A 16,161-nucleotide genomic window follows, 5' to 3' on the forward strand; every position below is an offset into this window, starting at 1 on the left:
AAAGTGTGAAGATCGGCAAAACAGGCGAAAGCATCGTGCTGGAGCTACTGGGCTCCCAACGCGCCGCCGTGATGGTCGCGGCCGACGTCGTCGGGGAGCTGAGGGTTCCGGATCTCGTGGTCGAGGTCAGGTTCGGTGCCTCCAGGCAGCAACTGGTCGATATCGCCGCACGGGTAACCGAGGCGGAGTCTCTTGTGGTCGGTGTGGTCGAGCTGCAGGCTGTCTATCGACTGCTCCGGTCGTTACCGGACTGCTTCGGTTCGGAAGAGGCTTTCCACATCCGGACGGGATACTTCACCGAAGACTTCCTGACGTTGGCCAAAGGGCTCATGAACGGGATATCGCAACTACCGGATTAGCGATCGGTCGTGCCGAAGCCGGTCTGCGGCGATGGCGGATAGGGTGCGGCGGTGAAACTCGTGGAGCTCGAAATCGCCCGGCACGACTGGTCGAGGGAGCACTGCGCCTGCGGCCGGTCGGCCGAGCACGTGGCGGAAGACCTGAGGCGACTTGCCGGGGCCGACGAGGCAAGCGGTTTCGGCACCGATGCCCTCGAAGGCCACGTCTTCGTGTCGTCGTTCATCCACGAGCCGGCTGTTCCAGTCGTCTCCGTGGCGCTGGCCGCATTGGCGGACGACATTTCGGACTACGCGCGGGCCAAGTTCCTCGAACTCCTTCTCTTCCTGGTAGACGACGACGGCCAGTCGGAGCGGGCTGCACAGGAAGGCCGGAACCTCGCCGCCGAGTGCGCAGCAGCGGCTGTACCGGGTATCTGGTTGCTGTACTCGGAGGTGTTCTCTGGGCGGCGAGTAGATTCCGCGGCCTATGCGTACGAGACGCTGTCTCTCGTCGAAAGGAACGAAGATCGGCTCGAGCTCGCCCGGGCTGCTGCGGGCGATCTGCCGCCGTGGGACCTGCGATGAGCGGCAAGCAGCACAGAACGTAGCCGCGACACGCCCGGACCGGGCGCCCGCGCACCTCAGCCGAAGTGTTCGAACTCGCTGCTGTGCCGCATGCGGCGACTTTCGTGAACCACAAGCGGATGGTTCTTCGAAGCCGATTTCCTCGCTGGAGGTGGGGGATCGGGTTGCGAACTCGCAGCCGGGTAAGGCTGGGCTGGAGTCGTGAACGTGAAGGTGAAGCCGATGCGGCGGGCGTCGGGCCGCGCGGCAGCGGGTCCGGCCGTCGCGGCGGCGGTGGTGGTGACGGGTGCGGCGGCGGCTTCGGCTTCGTTGACGACGACGTTCCACCACCCGTTCTACGACGTGACGGTCGACTCGCTGCACGCGTACTACGTGTACGCAGGTGAGACGCCGGTCCTGGGCCACAACTGCGGCGAGGTTGCAGTTGACGCCAATGTGGTGTCTGGTGCCTTGAGCGGTGGTCGGGCCCAGCATGTCGATGCGGCGTCGAACGGAAGGTCGTCTCTCCGAAGGCGCTCTCCGAACAACCGGCGACGTTCCGCCACTCGTTCAAGATGGGTGAGTATGGAAATTGAACTGGCAAGGCACAACTGGGCTGAGTTGCGAATTTTCGCGGATTCGGCCACGTTGCCTGACGCTGTTCGAGCGCTTGTGGCGGCGAAGGACCAGAAGTCCGCAAAAGCGGCGTACTGGCGCATCGACGATGTGGTGCTGCTTGACGGCTGCCTGACTGAGGCCGCTCCTGTGGTCGCTACGAGCGCACGCTGACCCGGCGGGCGAGTTACGTCCTGGCAAGTGCTCTTGACATACCTGAGTTGCAACCCCATCGGGAGCTGATTTTGGATTCTCTTCGCGATCTGAACTGACTTCCGCGTTGTCGGCGTGTGCGGGGACCGGGCACCCGGCAATGTCCCTCTCGAGAGCTACCCAGGTGTCCAGCGCAGAGTGACGCGGCACCGCACGCCCCGCTCGTAATCTCGCCGCACCCCCGAAAGCTCGGCGAGAGGATCCTCGATGACCAGCCCCACCGAACGGAAGCCGGCGCTGCTGCGCTTCCGGGTTCCGCTCCTGCTCCTGGCCACCGCCGTGCTGCTGGTCGGGGCCCGCGGTCTCGACGCGCTCGTCGCGGGCGTGCCGGTCCTGCGGCTCCTGGTCGGGTTCGCCGCGGCCGCGGGCGCGGTCGTCGCCTACAAGTGGGTGGTCCGGCGGGTCGAAAACCGGGACGAGGTAACGGAACTGGCCACGCCGGGGCGCTGGGGTGGTCTCGGCCGCGGCGTGCTCGTCGGGGCCGGCGCCTTCCTCGCGACCATGCTGCTCGCCTTCGTCTTCACCGACTCCGACGTCTCCGGCGGTTCGTTCTGGGCCTGCCTCGGCGTCGCCGGGTCGATGGCTTCGGTGGCGGTGACCGAGGAACTTCTCTTCCGCGGCGTGCTCCACCGCATCCTCGAACAACGCGTCGGCAGCGTGCTCGCGATCGTCGTTTCGTCGCTGCTCTTCGGCCTCACGCACCTGGTCAACGGCAACGCGACCCTGTGGGGCACGCTGGCCATCGCCGTCGAGGGCGGCGCCATGCTCGCCGTCGCCTACACCGCGACGCGGTCGCTGTGGCTGCCGATCGGCCTGCACTTCGCGTGGAACTTCCTCCAGGGCGGCGTGTTCGGCACCGCGGTTTCCGGCGCCGAAAGCGAACCCGGCCTGCTGCGGACCGTCCTTTCCGGACCGGATGCGCTCACCGGCGGCGCGTTCGGCCCGGAGGCCGGCCTGTTCGCGCTGCTCTGCTGCGGCGCGGTGACGGCGCTGCTGCTGCGCCGCGCGAAGCTCATCCCGCGGCGCTGACCAGCCCGGTCCGGTAGGCCAGCACCACGGCCTGCACCCGGTCCCGCAGGTCGAGCTTGGTGAGGATCCGCGAGACGTACGTCTTCACCGTCTCCACGCTCAGCACCAGCTCGGCCGCGATCTCGGCGTTCGACAGGCCGCCGGCGATCAGCTCGAGCACCTCCCGCTCCCGCGGCGCGAGCCGGTCCAGGGGACCGCCGGCGGGCGCCACCGGCTGGAGCCGGTCGGCGTAGCGCCCGATGAGCGTCCGGGTCACCGCGGGCGAGAGCAGCGACTCGCCCCGCGCGACCGTGCGCACCCCCTCGGCGAGCTCGTCGAGGGGCGCGTCCTTGAGCAGGAACCCGCTCGCCCCGGCCCGCAGCGCGTCGTAGACGTACTGGCCGACGTTGAACGTCGTGACGATCAGGACCTTCGCCGGGTTCGCGGCGTCGGGGCCGGCGACGCGCCGGGTCACTTCGATCCCGTCCAGCAGCGGCATCTGGATGTCCATCACGACGACGTCCGGGCGCAGCCGGCCGATCTCGGTGAGCGCGTCGCGGCCGTTCCCGGCCTGTCCCACGACCTCCATGTCCGGCTGGGCGCCGAGCACGGCCACGTACCCCGCGCGGATGAGCTGCTGGTCCTCGCAGATCAGCACGCGGATCGGGTCGTCGGTCATCGGTCGCTCCCGGTGGGGATCTCGGTGGTGGGGAAGGCGGCGCTGACGCGGAAGCCGTCCCCGGACGGCCCCGCGCTGAACCGGCCGCCGAGTGCGCCGACCCGGTCGCGCAGCCCGGCCAGCCCCCGGCCGCCGGAGCCGAGCGCGCCGGCCGCCGTCGGCGGACCCTCGGTGGTCACCTCGATTTCGAGGAGGTCCGCACCGTAGCCGACGCGCACCTTCGCGGGCCGCCCGGCGGCGTACTTGGCCGCGTTGGTCAGCGCTTCCTGCACGATCCGGTACGCGGTGAGCTCGGTTTCGGCCGGCAGCTCCGGGCGTTCGCCCGCTTCGACGAGTTCGACGTCCCGGCCCGGCTGCTCGACGAGGCCGCGCAACGCGCTCAGTCCTGGCGTGCGCGCGCCGGTCGCTTCGAGGACGCCGAGCAGGAACCGCAGCTCGGTGAGCGCGTCGCGGCCCGACCCGGTGATGGCGGCGAAGACGCCGGGGGCGTTCTCGGGCGGGAGGTACCGGGCGGCGTCGGCCTGGACGACCATGGCCGTCACGTGGTGGGTGACGACGTCGTGCAGTTCACGCGCGAGCCGGGCCCGCTCGTCCGCCGCCGCGGCCCGGGCGGTGAGCCGCCGCCGTTCGGCTTCCTGCCGCCGTCGTTGCCGCACCAGCGCGCCCAGCGACCAGAACAGGCCCAGCACGACGTAGTAGACAGCGTAGGTGAGCAGGTCCGTGGCGGAGCCGCGCAAGGTGACCAGGACCGCGAAGAGGACGTAACCCGCTGACACCGCGATCGGCAGCGCCCGGCGGAACCGCTCCTCGCGCGCCCCGGCCGAATAGAGCGCGAAGTACAGCGCGAGACTGCCGACCGTCGGCGGGTACGCGAGCACTTCGTGCGCCGCGAAACAAGTCGCGATGACCGCCAGGGTCGCCGCGAGCCACCGGCTGCGCACCGCCAGCGGGAGTGTCTGCCCGAGCACCAGCAGGAGCGCCGCGGCCCCGCCGTCGTGCCTCGGCAGGTCGCCGAACTGCGCCCCGATCATCGACAGCACCGGCACGAACGCGGCGGCGGTGACGACCGCGGCGAGAGCGCCGTCCCTGGCCGCCGGGGTCACGCGCGCCCAGCGGTCCCGGAGACGTCCCAGCGTCGGCATGGCGGGGAGCCTAGCGAGGCCGGGCCCTTCGTGGTCGCGCCGCTGCCCATCGCCCTCGGGGAGAGCGACGGGCAGCGGCGCACCGGACCGGATCAGTGTGCGGTGACGTCCGTGCAGTCGAGGTCCTTCTCCGGCAGCCGCCCGCTGTCGAGGAACGTGACGGTCGCGTTGTCGGCGCACGCCGAACCCTCGTGGTAGACGTAGTGCCCGCCGTTGTCGACCCCGGCGAGCGCCGCGCGGTTCCCCAGTGCGCGGCGCAGCCCGACGCCCGACTCCCACGGCGTGGCGTGGTCGCGGCGGTTCTGCAGGATGAGCGTGTTCCGCGCACCCCGGTCCGTCACGGTGACCGGCTTCTCGACCGGCCGCGGCCAGAACGCGCACGGCCAGATGTTCGCCGGCATGCCCGCGGTCAAGGGCCAGGTTTTCCGGTCGGCGGCGGTGGCACCGGCGTAGCTGCCGACGTCGTGGGACCACTCGGCGTCCCCGCAGGTGAGCGCCAGGAACATGGCCGCCTGGTTGTCCGCGGGCACCCCCGGGGTGGCGGGGGTGTCGGCGAAGACCTGCTGGACGACCTTGCCGTCGGCTTCGGTGAGCTGGCCGTCGGCCAGGTCCGCGGCGGCCTTCCAGACCTGGGCGAGCACCGGCAGCGTGTTGTTGTGGATCAGCAGGGCGTAGGTGAGCCCGCGCAGCATCGCCCCGCTCAAGGTCTGGTTCGTGCCCGGGACCGGCGCCGGCGTGCGGTCGAGCCGGTCGGCGAGCGCGAGGTAGGTCCGGGTGACGTCCTCGGGGGTCTTGCCGAGCCCGAGGGAGACGGCGACGGCGGCCGCGTCCGGGAACCGCTCGGCCATGCCCTTGCCCCAGCTCCGCGCTTCCCCGGCCCAGACGTGCGCGGGGTCGACGTTGCCTTCGAGGATCATCCGGTCGGTGTGGTCGGGGAACAGCGTGCCGTAGACGGTACCGAGGTAGGTGCCGTAGGACTGGCCCCAGTACGAGATCTTGGCTTCGCCGAGCGCTTCGCGGACGTGGTCGAGGTCGCGGGCGGTGTTGGCGGTGGTGAAGTAGCGGAGGTTCTCCCCGGCCTTGGCGGCGCACTTCCCGGCCGTGGCGCGGGCGGCCTCGACGTTCGCGTCGATCGAGCCGTCGGCGGCCGGGTAGGGGAACAGCGCGGCGACGCTGGGGTTTTCGAGGCCGCAGGTCTGCGGGGTGCTGGTGCCGACGCCACGCGGGTCGAAGCCGATCAGGTCGTAGCCGTCGAGGACGGACTTCGGCAGCGTCGGCGCCATCGCGCCGGGGGTGTCGAGACCCGGCAGCGCCGGACCACCCGGATTCAGCAGCAGGACGCCGTGCCGCTTCGCGGGATCGGTGGCGCCCAGCCGGGAGACGACGACCTCGATCGCCGTGCCGTCCGGCCGGCCGTAGTCGAGCGGGACCTTCACCTTCGCGCAGGTGAGCCGGGGATCGCGGGCCGTGCCCGGCGCCGCCGCCGGGCACGGCCCCCACGCGAGCGCCGCGGCCGCCGGGTGGTCTTCGTCGTCCGCGCTGTCGCAGGCGGCCACCCCGGAAACGGCCAGTGTGGTGACCGCGAACGCCGCGGCCAGTCGTGTTTTCCTCATGGGGGCGAAATTAGCGAGCACCGGCAAGGGAAAACGTCACCCCGGAGCGAGCAACGGGTGTAGCTCGCCCGGGGGACAGAAAGCTCAGGAACTGCTGCAGCTGACGCTCGGCCAGTTCCAGTTCCCGTTGTGCTGGATGGTGACACCCCAGTTGTTGCCGTTGCCGTTGGGTGTCGCGACGAGGACCTGGCTGCTGGGCCACGTGGCGTTGATGTTCCAGGTGGCGCTGATCCTCGCCGGGCTCGGCACGGTCATGGTGACCGTCCACGAACTGGCGCCGCTGACCGAGACGTTGAGGTTGTACCGGTCGCTCCACGACTGCCCCGCCGACAGCGAAGCGGTGCAACTGCCCCCGCCCGGTGTGGTCGGTGTCGTCGGTGTCGTCGTGGGATCCGTCGGTGTGGTGGTGGGGGTCGTGGTCGTGCCCCCGCCGGAGTTGAGGACGTTCAGCACCGAGTTGTACGCGGCTTTCTTGTTCCCGTTGCCGTCGAACAGCAGCGGGCTTTCATTCGAGCGCCAGGAATCGCTGTCGCGCACACCCCACACGGTGATGCCGACGCACCGCGCGACGTTCATGCACGCCTGGGTCAGCGCGGCGTACTGCGAGGTCGACGAGTTCGTGACGTCGACTTCGGTCAGCGCCACGTCGACGCCGAGCGCGGCGAAGCTGGAGATCGTGGTCTGGAGGTTGCTCGGGACCGAGCTGCCGCCGGTGAAGTGGGCCTGCAGGCCGACGCAGTCGATCGGGACGCCGCGGGACTTGAAGTCCCGCACCATGTTGTAGACGCCCTGGGTCTTGCCGTAGTTCCAGTTGTCGATGTTGTAGTCGTTGTAGCAGAGCTTGGTCGACGGGTCGGCCGCGCGCGCGGTCTTGAAGGCGACCTCGATCCAGTCGTTGCCGGTGCTCTGCAGGTTCGACGAGCGGCGGCTGCCGTCTTCGTTGAAGGCTTCGTTGACGACGTCCCAGTACGCGAGTTTCCCTTGGTAGTGGGCCATCACCTTCTGGATGTGGTTGATCATCGCGTTGCGGAGTGAACTGCCGCCCATGTTCTGCATCCAGCCCGGCTGCTGGGCGTGCCAGGCGAGGGTGTGCCCGCGGACCTTGGCGCCGTGGCCGACCGCCCAGTTGTAGATCTGGTCGCCGGAGGAGAAGTTGAACTGGTTCTGGTTGGGCTCGGTCGCGTCGGGCTTCATCTCGTTTTCGGGCGTCACCATGTTGAACTCGCGCGCGGCGATCGTGGTGTAGGCCGAGTTCCCGAGCTTGCTCGCGGCGATCGCGGTGCCGAAGTACCGGCCCGACTGCGCGGCCGCGGCGCCGAGGGTACTGGCCGCGGCGTCGGCGCCGGGAGCGGTCACCAGGACGGCGGCCGTCGCGGCGACGGTGGCCACTCCCGCCAATGCCCGGGTGGCGGGCGATCGCCACCATTTGCTGTGCGGTCCCGCCGAAGTTCTTGCCATCCGTGGTCTCCTTGCCGGCACGCGATGAAGTCACTTACCGCAAGCAGAAGAACACGGCGTCTCGCCGTGTCGCAAAGACTTTCGATCGACTTTCGAGGCCGGAGCCCGGGCAGGTGCGCGTGCGCTCGGCGGGGGAAGTGCCGCCTCAGCGGTGCCGCGCGTCGTCCAGGCGGCGAGCCTCGGCGGCCTGCTCGAACGGGGTGTCGCCGGCCGGGTGGCGGTCGCCCAGGCCGGCGAACAACGCGGCCACCTTGACGGAGTCGTGGTGGGTGGCCAGCTCGGCCAGTTCGGGGTCGGTGGCCGCGAGCACCTGCCGGAACCGGAGCTCGGCCAGCGGGCCGAGGCGGTCGTAGATCTGCAGGAACACCTTCTGGGCCCGGTCGCGCGCCCAGCCGGCGGGCAGCAGCTCGGCGGGCAGGTCCGGGTCGGTCTCGGGGAAGCGCCGCCAGTCCACGCGCAGTTCGGTACGGGTGTGCAATGCCTGCGCCGGGCTGATCAGGCCGGCGTCCAAGCCGGTGAGCACCTGCTCGTAGCGCTCGACGAACCCGTCGTACTCCCGGGCGAGCGGCTCGAGGTCGAACGCCGCGACCGCCGCGCCCGAACCGGGGACCTCGGTGGCGCGGAAGACCGTCGCGCTGCGGAGGTCGAGTTCGCGCAGCGCGGTGAGCGCGGGTTCGGCCAGGTCGTGCGGGCTGACCCACACCCCGTCGTAGAGGGCGGCGAACCGCAGCACCCGCAGCCGCGACCGCAACGCCGTGCGCAGCCCCCGCTCCTGCTCCGGCACCGAGAACGTGACCACCGTCCACTGCCCGTCCCACGCGGGTGCGCTCGTGCCGAAGGTCAGCATCCGGTGCGTGCGCTCGATGATCACCTCGGACGTGCGCGCGGGGATGCCGTACGCCGTCGTCCGCCCGCTGCGCGACACCGTGAGCAGGCCGCGGGCGGCGAGCCGGCGGATCGCCGCCCGCGCGCTCGCCGGGCTGATGTCGAACTCGCCGAGCAGCTGCACCAGCGCGGCCGAGGGGATGTGCTCGTCGCGCCAGTACCAGAAGTCGCCGAGCAGGGACGTCAGCAGCAGCTGGGGCTCGGCTCCCTGCTGGGAGCGGGGCAGCGGCCCCGAGGGCGTCGCTGTCATCGCGCGCGTGCCTCTTCCGGGTTCGGGTCGGCGGCCGGCCGGGAGTGCCCGCCGCGGGTGTCCATGGTGGCAGTGCCGTCCGGGTGGCCGCTCCGAGGGGGTTGAATCACGCGACACATCATGCGACGATCGGCGCCCAGATAGCAACCAATTGATCCCTCGGGTTCCCGCGCCGCCTGCTCCGGGTGGCCTTCCTCAGGAAGAAACGACATGGGCTCCTCTCTTCGTCAATGGCGTCGAAGCTCGCTCGCCGCGGTCGCCGCCGGGCTCGTCCTGGCCGGCTGCACGGTCGAGGACGGCGCGGCCCCGGCGCCCACGGCCGCCGCGCTGACCGCCGACACCGCGTTGCACGACCAGCTGCCCCAGGCGGTCAAGGACTCGGGCGTCCTCCGGTTCGCCGGCGACTCCCACCCGCCGTACCGCACCGTCGGCCCGGACGGGAAGACCGTCACCGGCATCGACCACGACTTCCAGCAGGCGCTCGGCCAGCTCCTGGGCGTGCGCACGGAAACCACCATCGTCAGCGGGCTCCCGGCCGCGCTGCAGGGCATGCTCAGCGGCCGCTACGAAGCCTTCAACGGGCCGGTGAAGGCCACCGCCGAACGCGAGAAGCAGTTCGACACCGTCACGTGGATGACCACGCGGACCTCCTACGTGATCCCCGAAGGCTCCGCGGCGGGCATCAAGCAGGCCGCCGACCTGTGCGGCAAGCGCGTCGCCGTGGTCACCGCCAGTGTCGTGGAGGACCAGCTCGCCAAGCTGTCGAAGTTCTGCGAAGGCGCGCGGAAGCCGGCCGTGCAGGTGGTCGGGCTCGACGACACGAACGCCACGCTGCTGGCCGCGAAGTCCGGCCGCGCCGAGGCCGCCGGGATGACCCAGGCGGCCGCGATCGACGTGACCACCCAGCAGAAGGGGCAGTACGAGTACGTGACCCAGACCGAGGAGCAGGGCGCCACGAAGGACAACCTCGCGCTGTACACGCCGAAGGCGGGCAAGCTCGGACCGGTGCTGCAGAAAGCCTTCGAGGAACTCTTCCGCAACGGAACCTACACGCGGATCATGCACCAGTGGGGCCTCGACGACGTCACCGTCCCGCAGCCGGTCTTCGACGCGGCGTCGGCGAAATGACCGCGGTGTCCACAGTGGAGGAAACGACGGCGCCCCCCGACGACGTCGCCGCCGCCCGCGGCCGGTTCCGCCCGCTGCGCTGGCTGTTCGTGCTCGTGCTGGCCGTGCTGCTCGCGCAGCTGGTCGTCTTCCTGGCCGGCAACTCCCGGTTCCAGTGGGACGTCGTGGTGAAGTACCTCTTCGAGAAGAGCGTCATGGCCGGCCTGGGCACCACGGTGCTGCTCGCGGTCGCGGCGATGGTGCTCGGCTCGCTGGCCGGTGGTGTGGTCGCGGCGATGCAGCTGAGCGGGTTCGGGCCCGCCCGCTGGGTGGCGACGCTGTGGGTGGGCCTCTTCCGCGGGATCCCGCCGCTGGTGCAGCTGATCTTCTGGTTCAACCTCGCCTACCTGCTGCCGAAGCTCTCGATCGGCATCCCGTTCGGCCCGGTGTTCGGCACGTGGGACGCCAACAGCGTCATCACGCCGCTGACAGCCGCGGTGCTCGGCCTGTCGCTGGTCGAATCGGCCTACCTGGCGGAGATCTTCCGCGCCGGGGTGTCGTCGGTCGACCCCGGCCAGCGCGACGCGGCCCGCGCGATGGGCTACCCGCCGGGCCAGACGCTGCTGCGGATCGTGCTCCCGCAGGCGATGCGCGTGATCATCCCGCCCGCGGGCAGCCAGTTCATCAACGTCCTCAAGGGCACCGCGCTGGTGTCGGTCATCGCGATGTCGGACCTGCTCCACTCGGTGCAGGTGATCTACAACCGCACCTACGAGATCGTGCCGATGCTGCTGGTCGCCTGCTTCTGGTACCTGGTCGTGGTCACCGTCCTGACCGCCGGGCAGCGCCGGCTGGAGCGCCGGTTCTCCCGCGGCCACCGGGACGTCCGATGACCGCCCCCGTGCTGCGGATCAGCGACGTCCGCAAGGAGTTCGGCCCGGTGACCGCGCTCGCGGGCGTCAGTCTCGACGTGCACGAGGGCGAGTCGGTCGTGGTGATCGGGCCGTCGGGCTCCGGCAAGTCGACGCTCGTCCGCTGCGCCCACCAGCTGGAGCCGATCGACGGCGGGGCGATGTACCTCGACGGCGAACTGCTCGGCCACCGGCGCTCCCCGGGTGGCCTGCGCCCACTGACCGAGCGGCGGATCGCCGCCCAGCGCCGCCGGATGAGCATGGTCTTCCAGCAGTTCAACCTGTTCCCGCAGTTCACCGTGCTGCGCAACGTGACCGACGCGGCGATCCACGTCCACGGGCGCGATCGGTCCACTGTGGAGCGGGAGGCCCGTGAGCTGCTGGAGCGCATCGGGCTGGCCGGGCGCGAGGACCACTACCCGCGGCAGCTCTCGGGCGGGCAGCAGCAGCGGGTCGCCATCGCCAGGGCCGTGCTGGTCCGGCCGCGGATCATGCTGTTCGACGAGCCCACCAGCGCTCTCGACCCGGAACTCGTCGACGAGGTCCTGGCCGTCCTGCGGAACCTCGCCGCGGCGGGCACGACGATGGTCGTGGTCACCCACGAAATGGCTTTCGCCCGCGAGGTGGCCGACCGGTGCGTGTTCATGGAAGCGGGCCGGATCGTCGAGGAAGGGCCGCCGGGTGAGCTGTTCGCGCGGCCGCGGACCGAGCGGCTGCGGGCCTTCCTGTCCCGTCATCTGTCCGAAAAGGAGGGTGTTTCGTGATCACTGTCGGCGCCGTCGGCGACCTCATCCTGGACGAGCCGGACCCGGAATCGTTCCTCGCCCCGGCCGCGCCGGTGCTGCGGGGGATGGACCTGGCCATCGGGCACGTCGAGGTGCCGCACTCGACCACGGCGGTCTCGCGCAGCACCGACGTCCCGGCGCCCCCGTCGGACCCGGAGGCGCTGAAAGCGGTGGCCGATGCGGGCTTCGCCGTCGTCACCCTCGCGGGCAACCACGTCTGCGACGCCGGGGACGGCGGGCTGGCCGACACCATCGCCTACTCCCGCGCGGCGGGGATGGTGACGGCCGGGGCCGGGCCGGACCTCGCGCAGGCCCGCCGCCCGGCGATCGTTGAGCGCGGGGGGCTGCGCATCGGCGTGCTGTCCTACAACTGCGTCGGCCCGCGCGACTCGTGGGCGACCTCCCGCAAGCCCGGCTGCGCGTACGTCCACGTCCTCACCCACTACGAGCTCGACCACGCGAGCCCCGGCGGGCCGCCGAAGATCTACACCTTCGCCGACCCCGACAGCCTCGAGGCGATGGCCGAAGACGTGCGCGCCCTGCGTGCCGAGGCCGACGTCGTGCTCGTGTCGCTGCACAAGGGCGTCGGGCACACCCCGGTCACGGTCGCGATGTACGAAGGCCCGGTCGCCCGCGCGGCGGTCGACGCCGGGGCGGACGCCGTGTTCTCCCACCACCCGCACATCATGCGCGGCATCGAGGTCCACCGAGGGCGGCCGATCTTCCACGGGCTGGGCAACTTCGTCACCGTCACCCACGCCCTCACGCCGGGAGCCGGCGTGGGCGCGGACGAGCTGCGCGCGTGGGCCGAGCGGCGGACCGAGCTCTACGGCTTCGCGCCGGACCCCGCCATGCCGTTCTTCCCGTTCCACCCCGAAAGCCGCAACACCGCCATCGCCTTCTGCCGCTTCGACGGAACCGGGTTGCGTGAAGCCGGTTTCGTCCCGTGCTGGATCGACGACCACGGCCGTCCGGTGCCGGTCGGCGGTACCGCGCGAGGCGAGGCCGTGACCCAGTACGTCGAGGACATCACCCGCGGGGCCCGGCTCAACGGCCGGTTCACCCCGCACGGCACCGAAGTGCTCGTCGATCTCTCCGAGGGGGCTCCTTCATGACCGACCAGCCACTGGCCGGCCGCACCGTCGTCGACCTGACCACCGCGCTCGCCGGGCCGTACGCGACGCTGCTGCTCGCCGGGCTCGGGGCGACCGTGATCAAGGTCGAGAACCCGGCCACCGGCGGGGACTCCTCCCGCAACAACGCGCCCTACGTCGGCCGGGACGGGCTCAACCTCGCCCGGCGGCACGACGACGACCTGTCGGTGTCGATGCTGCTGCGCGGCCGCAACAAGCTCAGCGTCACCCTCGACCTGAAGAACCCGCGGTCGCACGCGGTGTTCACCGACCTCGTCCGCGACGCCGACGTCCTCGTCGAGAACTACAGCCCGGGCGTCACCGACCGGCTCGGCATCTCCTACGCCCACGTCCGGGAGGTCAACCCCCGGCTCGTCTACACCTCGATCAGCGGGTTCGGCGCCCAGGGCGGCCCGGGCTCCGGCAAGGCGATGGACTCGATCATCCAGGCGCTGAGCGGCGTGATGATGACCGCGGGCGAGCCCGACGAAGGCCCGGTCCGGTTCGGCCTGCCGATCGGCGACCTGCTGGCGCCGCTGTTCGCCGTGGTCGGCACGGTGTCGGCGCTGCTGCAGGCCGAACACACCGGCGAGGGTCAGCATGTCGACGTGTCGATGCTCGGCGCGCTGACCTCGCTGGTCGCGTGCGAGCCGTTCGACGCCTTCGAAGCGGTCGGCCTGCCCCAGCGCACCGGCTCGATGGTGCCGCGGCTGGCGCCGTTCGGGATCCTGCCGGCGCTGGACGGTCACCTCGCGCTGTGCGCGCCGACCGACGCGTTCGCCCACGGCGTGCTCCGCGCGATCGGCCGGCCCGAGCTGGCCGAGGACGACCGCTACCGCACGCGCGACCAGCGCGTCGGCGCCGCCGACGAGCTCCACGACCTCATCCGCGAGTGGTGCAGGGTGCGGCCGCTGGCCGAGATCCTCGCCGCGTTCACCGCCGAAGGCGTGCCGGCCGCCGAGGTCCGCGAGCCGCGCGACGCCGTCCGCGACCCGCTGGTGCTGGCGCGCGAGGAGGTCGTGCCGCTGCGGCACCCGCGCCACGGCGACGTCGCCGACCTGGCCGGGACCGGCGTGCCGATCCGGTTCTCCGCCGCCCGCGTTTCGCTGGACCGGCCGGCGCCGGGGCTGGGGGAGCACAACGAGCACGTCTACCGCGAGCTGCTCGGCTACACCGAACAGCAGCTGGCGGACCTGGCCGCGGAGGCCGTGATTTGAGCGCCGTCGGGTACGTCGGCGCCGACGTCCCGGTCGAGCTGATCACCGCGGCCGGCCTGCGGCCGCTGCGGCTGACCGGGAAGCCGGGCGAAGACAGCGCGCTCGGCGACCGCTACCTCGGCCGCGGCGTGGACCCGGTCGCCCGGTCGATCCTGACGCGGATCCTCGGCGGGGACTACGGGCCGCTCGAAGCCATCGTCGTCTCCCGCGACTGCGAAGCGTCGTTGCGCCTGTTCTACGCCTTGCGGGAGCTGCACCGGATCGAGCCGGCGCTGGGGCTGCCGCCGGTGCGCCTGGTCGACGTGCTGCACCTGCCGCACCACACGACCACCCGGTACGTCCACGCGAAGATCGCGCAGCTGCGCGAGTGGCTGGGCCGCTGGCGGCCGATCGGCGACGACGACCTCGCCGCGGCCATCACCGCGCACGACACCCTGCGCCGGTCGCTCAGCCGGCTCGCCGCCCACCGCCGGGCGAACCGCCTGAGCGGCACCCGGTTCCTCGAGGTCGTCGCGGCGACCACCGCGGTGCCGGTCGCCGAGGCCATCGCGCTCGTCGAACGCGAGCCGGCCGTCGAAGGGCCCGAGGCCGAGGGGGTGCGGGTGTTCCTCACCGGCAGCTCCCACGACAGCCCTGCCGTTTACGAAACGATGGAGCGCAACGGGTTTCTCATCGTGGGGGAGGACCACGACTGGGGCGAGCTGCTCTTCGCCCGGACCTGCGCGGCGCCGACGGAACTCGCGCTGGCCGAGCGCTACCAGCACAACGGTCCGGCCGCCCCGCGCGCGTCCATCCGGCAGCGGGCGGCGCACACCGCCGCGGCCGCCCGCGCTTGCGGTGCGGAGGTGCTGTTGTCCTACGCGCGCGTGCACGACGACGCACCGCCGTGGGACTTCCCGGAACAGCGGGCCGCGACGGGACTGCCCGCGGTCCTGGCCGAGCGTCAGCCCTACGGCGAACTGACCGGCGACGCGCTGGCGGCGCTGGGTGCGGCGGCATGAGCGCCCGGCTGACGTCGGCGACCACCGCGACCGCCCACCAGCGCGAGTGGTTCGCCCAAGTGCGCGCCGCCGAGGGGCCCTTGGCCCTGGTCAACGCGGACGCGCCGCAGGAGATCTTCCGCGCGATGGGCATCCCGTACGTGGTCAACCAGTGGTGGGCCTCGATCGTCGCGGCGAAACGCCAGACCCAGCGCTACCTCGGCCTGCTGCGCGAGCGCGGCTACCCCGACTACATCGAGCAGTACAGCGCCACGTCGCTGGCGTCGGCGTTCGAGACCGATCCCGGCCAGGCGCCGTGGGGCGGGCTGCCGAAGCCGTCGATAGTGCTCGGCGAGACGACCGGGGACGCGTCCCGCAAGATCTTCGACGTCTGGGACGCGCAGCCCGGGGTCACCTACTACGCCCTGGAAAGCGCGGCGGAGAACGAGGTCCCGCAGCGGTGGTGGGAGCTGATGCCGCACCGCTGGGAGGAGGCCATCGGCAGCGACCGCCTCGACCTGCTGACCGGCGAGCTGACCGGGCTGATCCGCTTCTTGGAGCAGACCACCGGCCGGGTGTTCTCCGAGACGCGGTTCCGTGAAGTCCTGGCGCTGGTCAACGAGCAGCAGGAGTGGAACCGCCGCACCCGCGACCTCATCGCGGCCGCCCGGCCGTGCCCGATCGCCGTCACCGACGGCATCCCGAGCGTCATGGTGCCCCAGTGGCACCGCGGCACGGAGTGGGCGCGCGACGCCGCGCGGGCGTTCCACGACGAGGTGCGCGACCGGATCGACGCCGGCGTCGCGGCGTGCCCGGACGAGCGGCTGCGGCTGATGTGGGTCGGCCGCGGGCTGTGGTTCGACCTCGACTTCTACCGGCGGTTCCAGGAGTCGCACGGCGCGGTCTTCGTGTGGTCGATGTACCTGGCCATCGCCGCGGACGGCTACCTGCGCTACGGCGACGACCCGCTGCGCGCGCTGGCCGCCCGGTTCGCCGCCTTCGGCGACCAGCTCTACACCCCGCCGTGGTCGGCGGAGTGGTACGTCAAGGAAGCCCGCCACCACGGCGTCGACGGCGTGGTCCACCTGGTCTCCGACGACGCCCGCGGCAGCTACTTCACGACCCGGGCGCTGCGGGCGGCGGGCATCCCGGTGCTGGAACTGCCCGCGGACAACGTCGACGCCCGCACCGGAGCCGAGCTGACCGCGCGGATGACCGCGTGGCTCGACGGACTGACCTGACCGTCCGAAAAGGACAGGAGTG

The 16,161-nt window shown here is 71.5% G+C and carries 16 protein-coding genes; 11 read left to right on the forward strand and 5 right to left on the reverse strand.

What is annotated here, in order from left to right; all coding sequences use genetic code 11:
* Window positions 1-5: 5 nt before the first annotated feature.
* From MUY14_RS09425 to MUY14_RS09440, 4 genes are all read left to right on the forward strand, one after another.
* Window positions 6-359, forward strand: coding sequence for a hypothetical protein (locus MUY14_RS09425; RefSeq protein ID WP_247022518.1), 354 nt, complete (start codon window positions 6-8; stop codon window positions 357-359).
* A gap of 51 nt (window positions 360-410) precedes the next feature.
* Window positions 411-923 carry a hypothetical protein gene (locus MUY14_RS09430; protein WP_247022519.1) on the forward strand — a complete coding sequence of 171 codons (513 nt, stop codon included), beginning with the start codon at window positions 411-413 and terminating at the stop codon, window positions 921-923.
* 201 nt (window positions 924-1,124) lie between these two features.
* Window positions 1,125-1,691, forward strand: a complete 567-nt coding sequence (locus MUY14_RS09435) for a hypothetical protein (RefSeq protein WP_247022520.1) — start codon at window positions 1,125-1,127, stop codon at window positions 1,689-1,691.
* Between the two features lie 246 nt (window positions 1,692-1,937).
* Complete coding sequence (locus tag MUY14_RS09440; protein WP_247022521.1) at window positions 1,938-2,759, forward strand: CPBP family intramembrane glutamic endopeptidase; 822 nt, start codon at window positions 1,938-1,940, stop codon at window positions 2,757-2,759.
* Here the strand turns inward: MUY14_RS09440 and MUY14_RS09445 are convergent.
* The 5 genes from MUY14_RS09445 to MUY14_RS09465 form a co-directional block, all read right to left on the reverse strand.
* Complete coding sequence (locus MUY14_RS09445) at window positions 2,743-3,417, reverse strand: response regulator transcription factor (RefSeq protein ID WP_247022523.1); 675 nt, start codon at window positions 3,415-3,417, stop codon at window positions 2,743-2,745. The two genes, MUY14_RS09440 and MUY14_RS09445, sit on opposite strands and share 17 nt — an antisense overlap.
* Window positions 3,414-4,559, reverse strand: a complete 1,146-nt coding sequence (locus tag MUY14_RS09450) for a sensor histidine kinase (RefSeq protein ID WP_247022525.1) — start codon at window positions 4,557-4,559, stop codon at window positions 3,414-3,416. Before MUY14_RS09450 ends, MUY14_RS09445 begins: the two co-directional genes overlap by 4 nt.
* A gap of 92 nt (window positions 4,560-4,651) precedes the next feature.
* Window positions 4,652-6,172, reverse strand: a complete 1,521-nt coding sequence (locus MUY14_RS09455) for an alpha/beta hydrolase (protein WP_247022527.1) — start codon at window positions 6,170-6,172, stop codon at window positions 4,652-4,654.
* A gap of 84 nt (window positions 6,173-6,256) precedes the next feature.
* Complete coding sequence (locus tag MUY14_RS09460; protein WP_247022529.1) at window positions 6,257-7,630, reverse strand: endo-1,4-beta-xylanase; 1,374 nt, start codon at window positions 7,628-7,630, stop codon at window positions 6,257-6,259.
* A 145-nt stretch (window positions 7,631-7,775) separates the two neighbouring features.
* Complete coding sequence (locus MUY14_RS09465; protein ID WP_247022531.1) at window positions 7,776-8,765, reverse strand: PaaX family transcriptional regulator C-terminal domain-containing protein; 990 nt, start codon at window positions 8,763-8,765, stop codon at window positions 7,776-7,778.
* A gap of 210 nt (window positions 8,766-8,975) precedes the next feature.
* On the opposite strand from MUY14_RS09465, the gene MUY14_RS09470 reads away from it, so the two are divergent.
* The 7 genes from MUY14_RS09470 to MUY14_RS09500 are packed head-to-tail and all read left to right on the forward strand — an operon-like array spanning window position 8,976 to window position 16,139.
* Window positions 8,976-9,893: a transporter substrate-binding domain-containing protein gene (locus tag MUY14_RS09470; protein WP_247022532.1), complete on the forward strand. Its 918-nt coding sequence runs from the start codon at window positions 8,976-8,978 to the stop codon at window positions 9,891-9,893.
* Complete coding sequence (locus tag MUY14_RS09475) at window positions 9,890-10,765, forward strand: amino acid ABC transporter permease (protein ID WP_247022534.1); 876 nt, start codon at window positions 9,890-9,892, stop codon at window positions 10,763-10,765. The genes MUY14_RS09470 and MUY14_RS09475 overlap by 4 nt, the downstream gene beginning before the upstream one ends.
* Window positions 10,762-11,547 carry an amino acid ABC transporter ATP-binding protein gene (locus MUY14_RS09480; protein WP_247022535.1) on the forward strand — a complete coding sequence of 262 codons (786 nt, stop codon included), beginning with the start codon at window positions 10,762-10,764 and terminating at the stop codon, window positions 11,545-11,547. The genes MUY14_RS09475 and MUY14_RS09480 overlap by 4 nt, the downstream gene beginning before the upstream one ends.
* Window positions 11,544-12,683: a CapA family protein gene (locus tag MUY14_RS09485; RefSeq protein WP_247022536.1), complete on the forward strand. Its 1,140-nt coding sequence runs from the start codon at window positions 11,544-11,546 to the stop codon at window positions 12,681-12,683. Before MUY14_RS09480 ends, MUY14_RS09485 begins: the two co-directional genes overlap by 4 nt.
* On the forward strand, window positions 12,680-13,918 hold the full coding sequence (locus tag MUY14_RS09490; protein ID WP_247022537.1) for a CaiB/BaiF CoA-transferase family protein: 1,239 nt from the start codon (window positions 12,680-12,682) through the stop codon (window positions 13,916-13,918). The genes MUY14_RS09485 and MUY14_RS09490 overlap by 4 nt, the downstream gene beginning before the upstream one ends.
* Window positions 13,915-14,919, forward strand: coding sequence for a 2-hydroxyacyl-CoA dehydratase family protein (locus MUY14_RS09495; protein ID WP_247022538.1), 1,005 nt, complete (start codon window positions 13,915-13,917; stop codon window positions 14,917-14,919). Before MUY14_RS09490 ends, MUY14_RS09495 begins: the two co-directional genes overlap by 4 nt.
* Window positions 14,916-16,139, forward strand: coding sequence for a 2-hydroxyacyl-CoA dehydratase family protein (locus tag MUY14_RS09500; RefSeq protein ID WP_247022539.1), 1,224 nt, complete (start codon window positions 14,916-14,918; stop codon window positions 16,137-16,139). The genes MUY14_RS09495 and MUY14_RS09500 overlap by 4 nt, the downstream gene beginning before the upstream one ends.
* Window positions 16,140-16,161: the final 22 nt, after the last annotated feature.

It is taken from the genome of Amycolatopsis sp. FBCC-B4732, assembly GCF_023008405.1.
Taxonomy (GTDB): domain Bacteria; phylum Actinomycetota; class Actinomycetes; order Mycobacteriales; family Pseudonocardiaceae; genus Amycolatopsis; species Amycolatopsis pretoriensis_A.

Bases quoted from the DNA above. Each gene is read 5' to 3' on its own strand.
- MUY14_RS09440 (WP_247022521.1), top strand. From the start codon at position 1,938: ATGACCAGCCCCACCGAACGGAAGCCGGCGCTGCTGCGCTTCCGGGTT.
- MUY14_RS09445 (WP_247022523.1), bottom strand. From the start codon at position 3,417: ATGACCGACGACCCGATCCGCGTGCTGATCTGCGAGGACCAGCAGCTC.
- MUY14_RS09450 (WP_247022525.1), bottom strand. From the start codon at position 4,559: ATGCCGACGCTGGGACGTCTCCGGGACCGCTGGGCGCGCGTGACCCCG.
- MUY14_RS09455 (WP_247022527.1), bottom strand. From the start codon at position 6,172: ATGAGGAAAACACGACTGGCCGCGGCGTTCGCGGTCACCACACTGGCC.
- MUY14_RS09460 (WP_247022529.1), bottom strand. From the start codon at position 7,630: ATGGCAAGAACTTCGGCGGGACCGCACAGCAAATGGTGGCGATCGCCC.
- MUY14_RS09465 (WP_247022531.1), bottom strand. From the start codon at position 8,765: ATGACAGCGACGCCCTCGGGGCCGCTGCCCCGCTCCCAGCAGGGAGCC.
- MUY14_RS09470 (WP_247022532.1), top strand. From the start codon at position 8,976: ATGGGCTCCTCTCTTCGTCAATGGCGTCGAAGCTCGCTCGCCGCGGTC.
- MUY14_RS09475 (WP_247022534.1), top strand. From the start codon at position 9,890: ATGACCGCGGTGTCCACAGTGGAGGAAACGACGGCGCCCCCCGACGAC.
- MUY14_RS09480 (WP_247022535.1), top strand. From the start codon at position 10,762: ATGACCGCCCCCGTGCTGCGGATCAGCGACGTCCGCAAGGAGTTCGGC.
- MUY14_RS09490 (WP_247022537.1), top strand. From the start codon at position 12,680: ATGACCGACCAGCCACTGGCCGGCCGCACCGTCGTCGACCTGACCACC.
- MUY14_RS09500 (WP_247022539.1), top strand. From the start codon at position 14,916: ATGAGCGCCCGGCTGACGTCGGCGACCACCGCGACCGCCCACCAGCGC.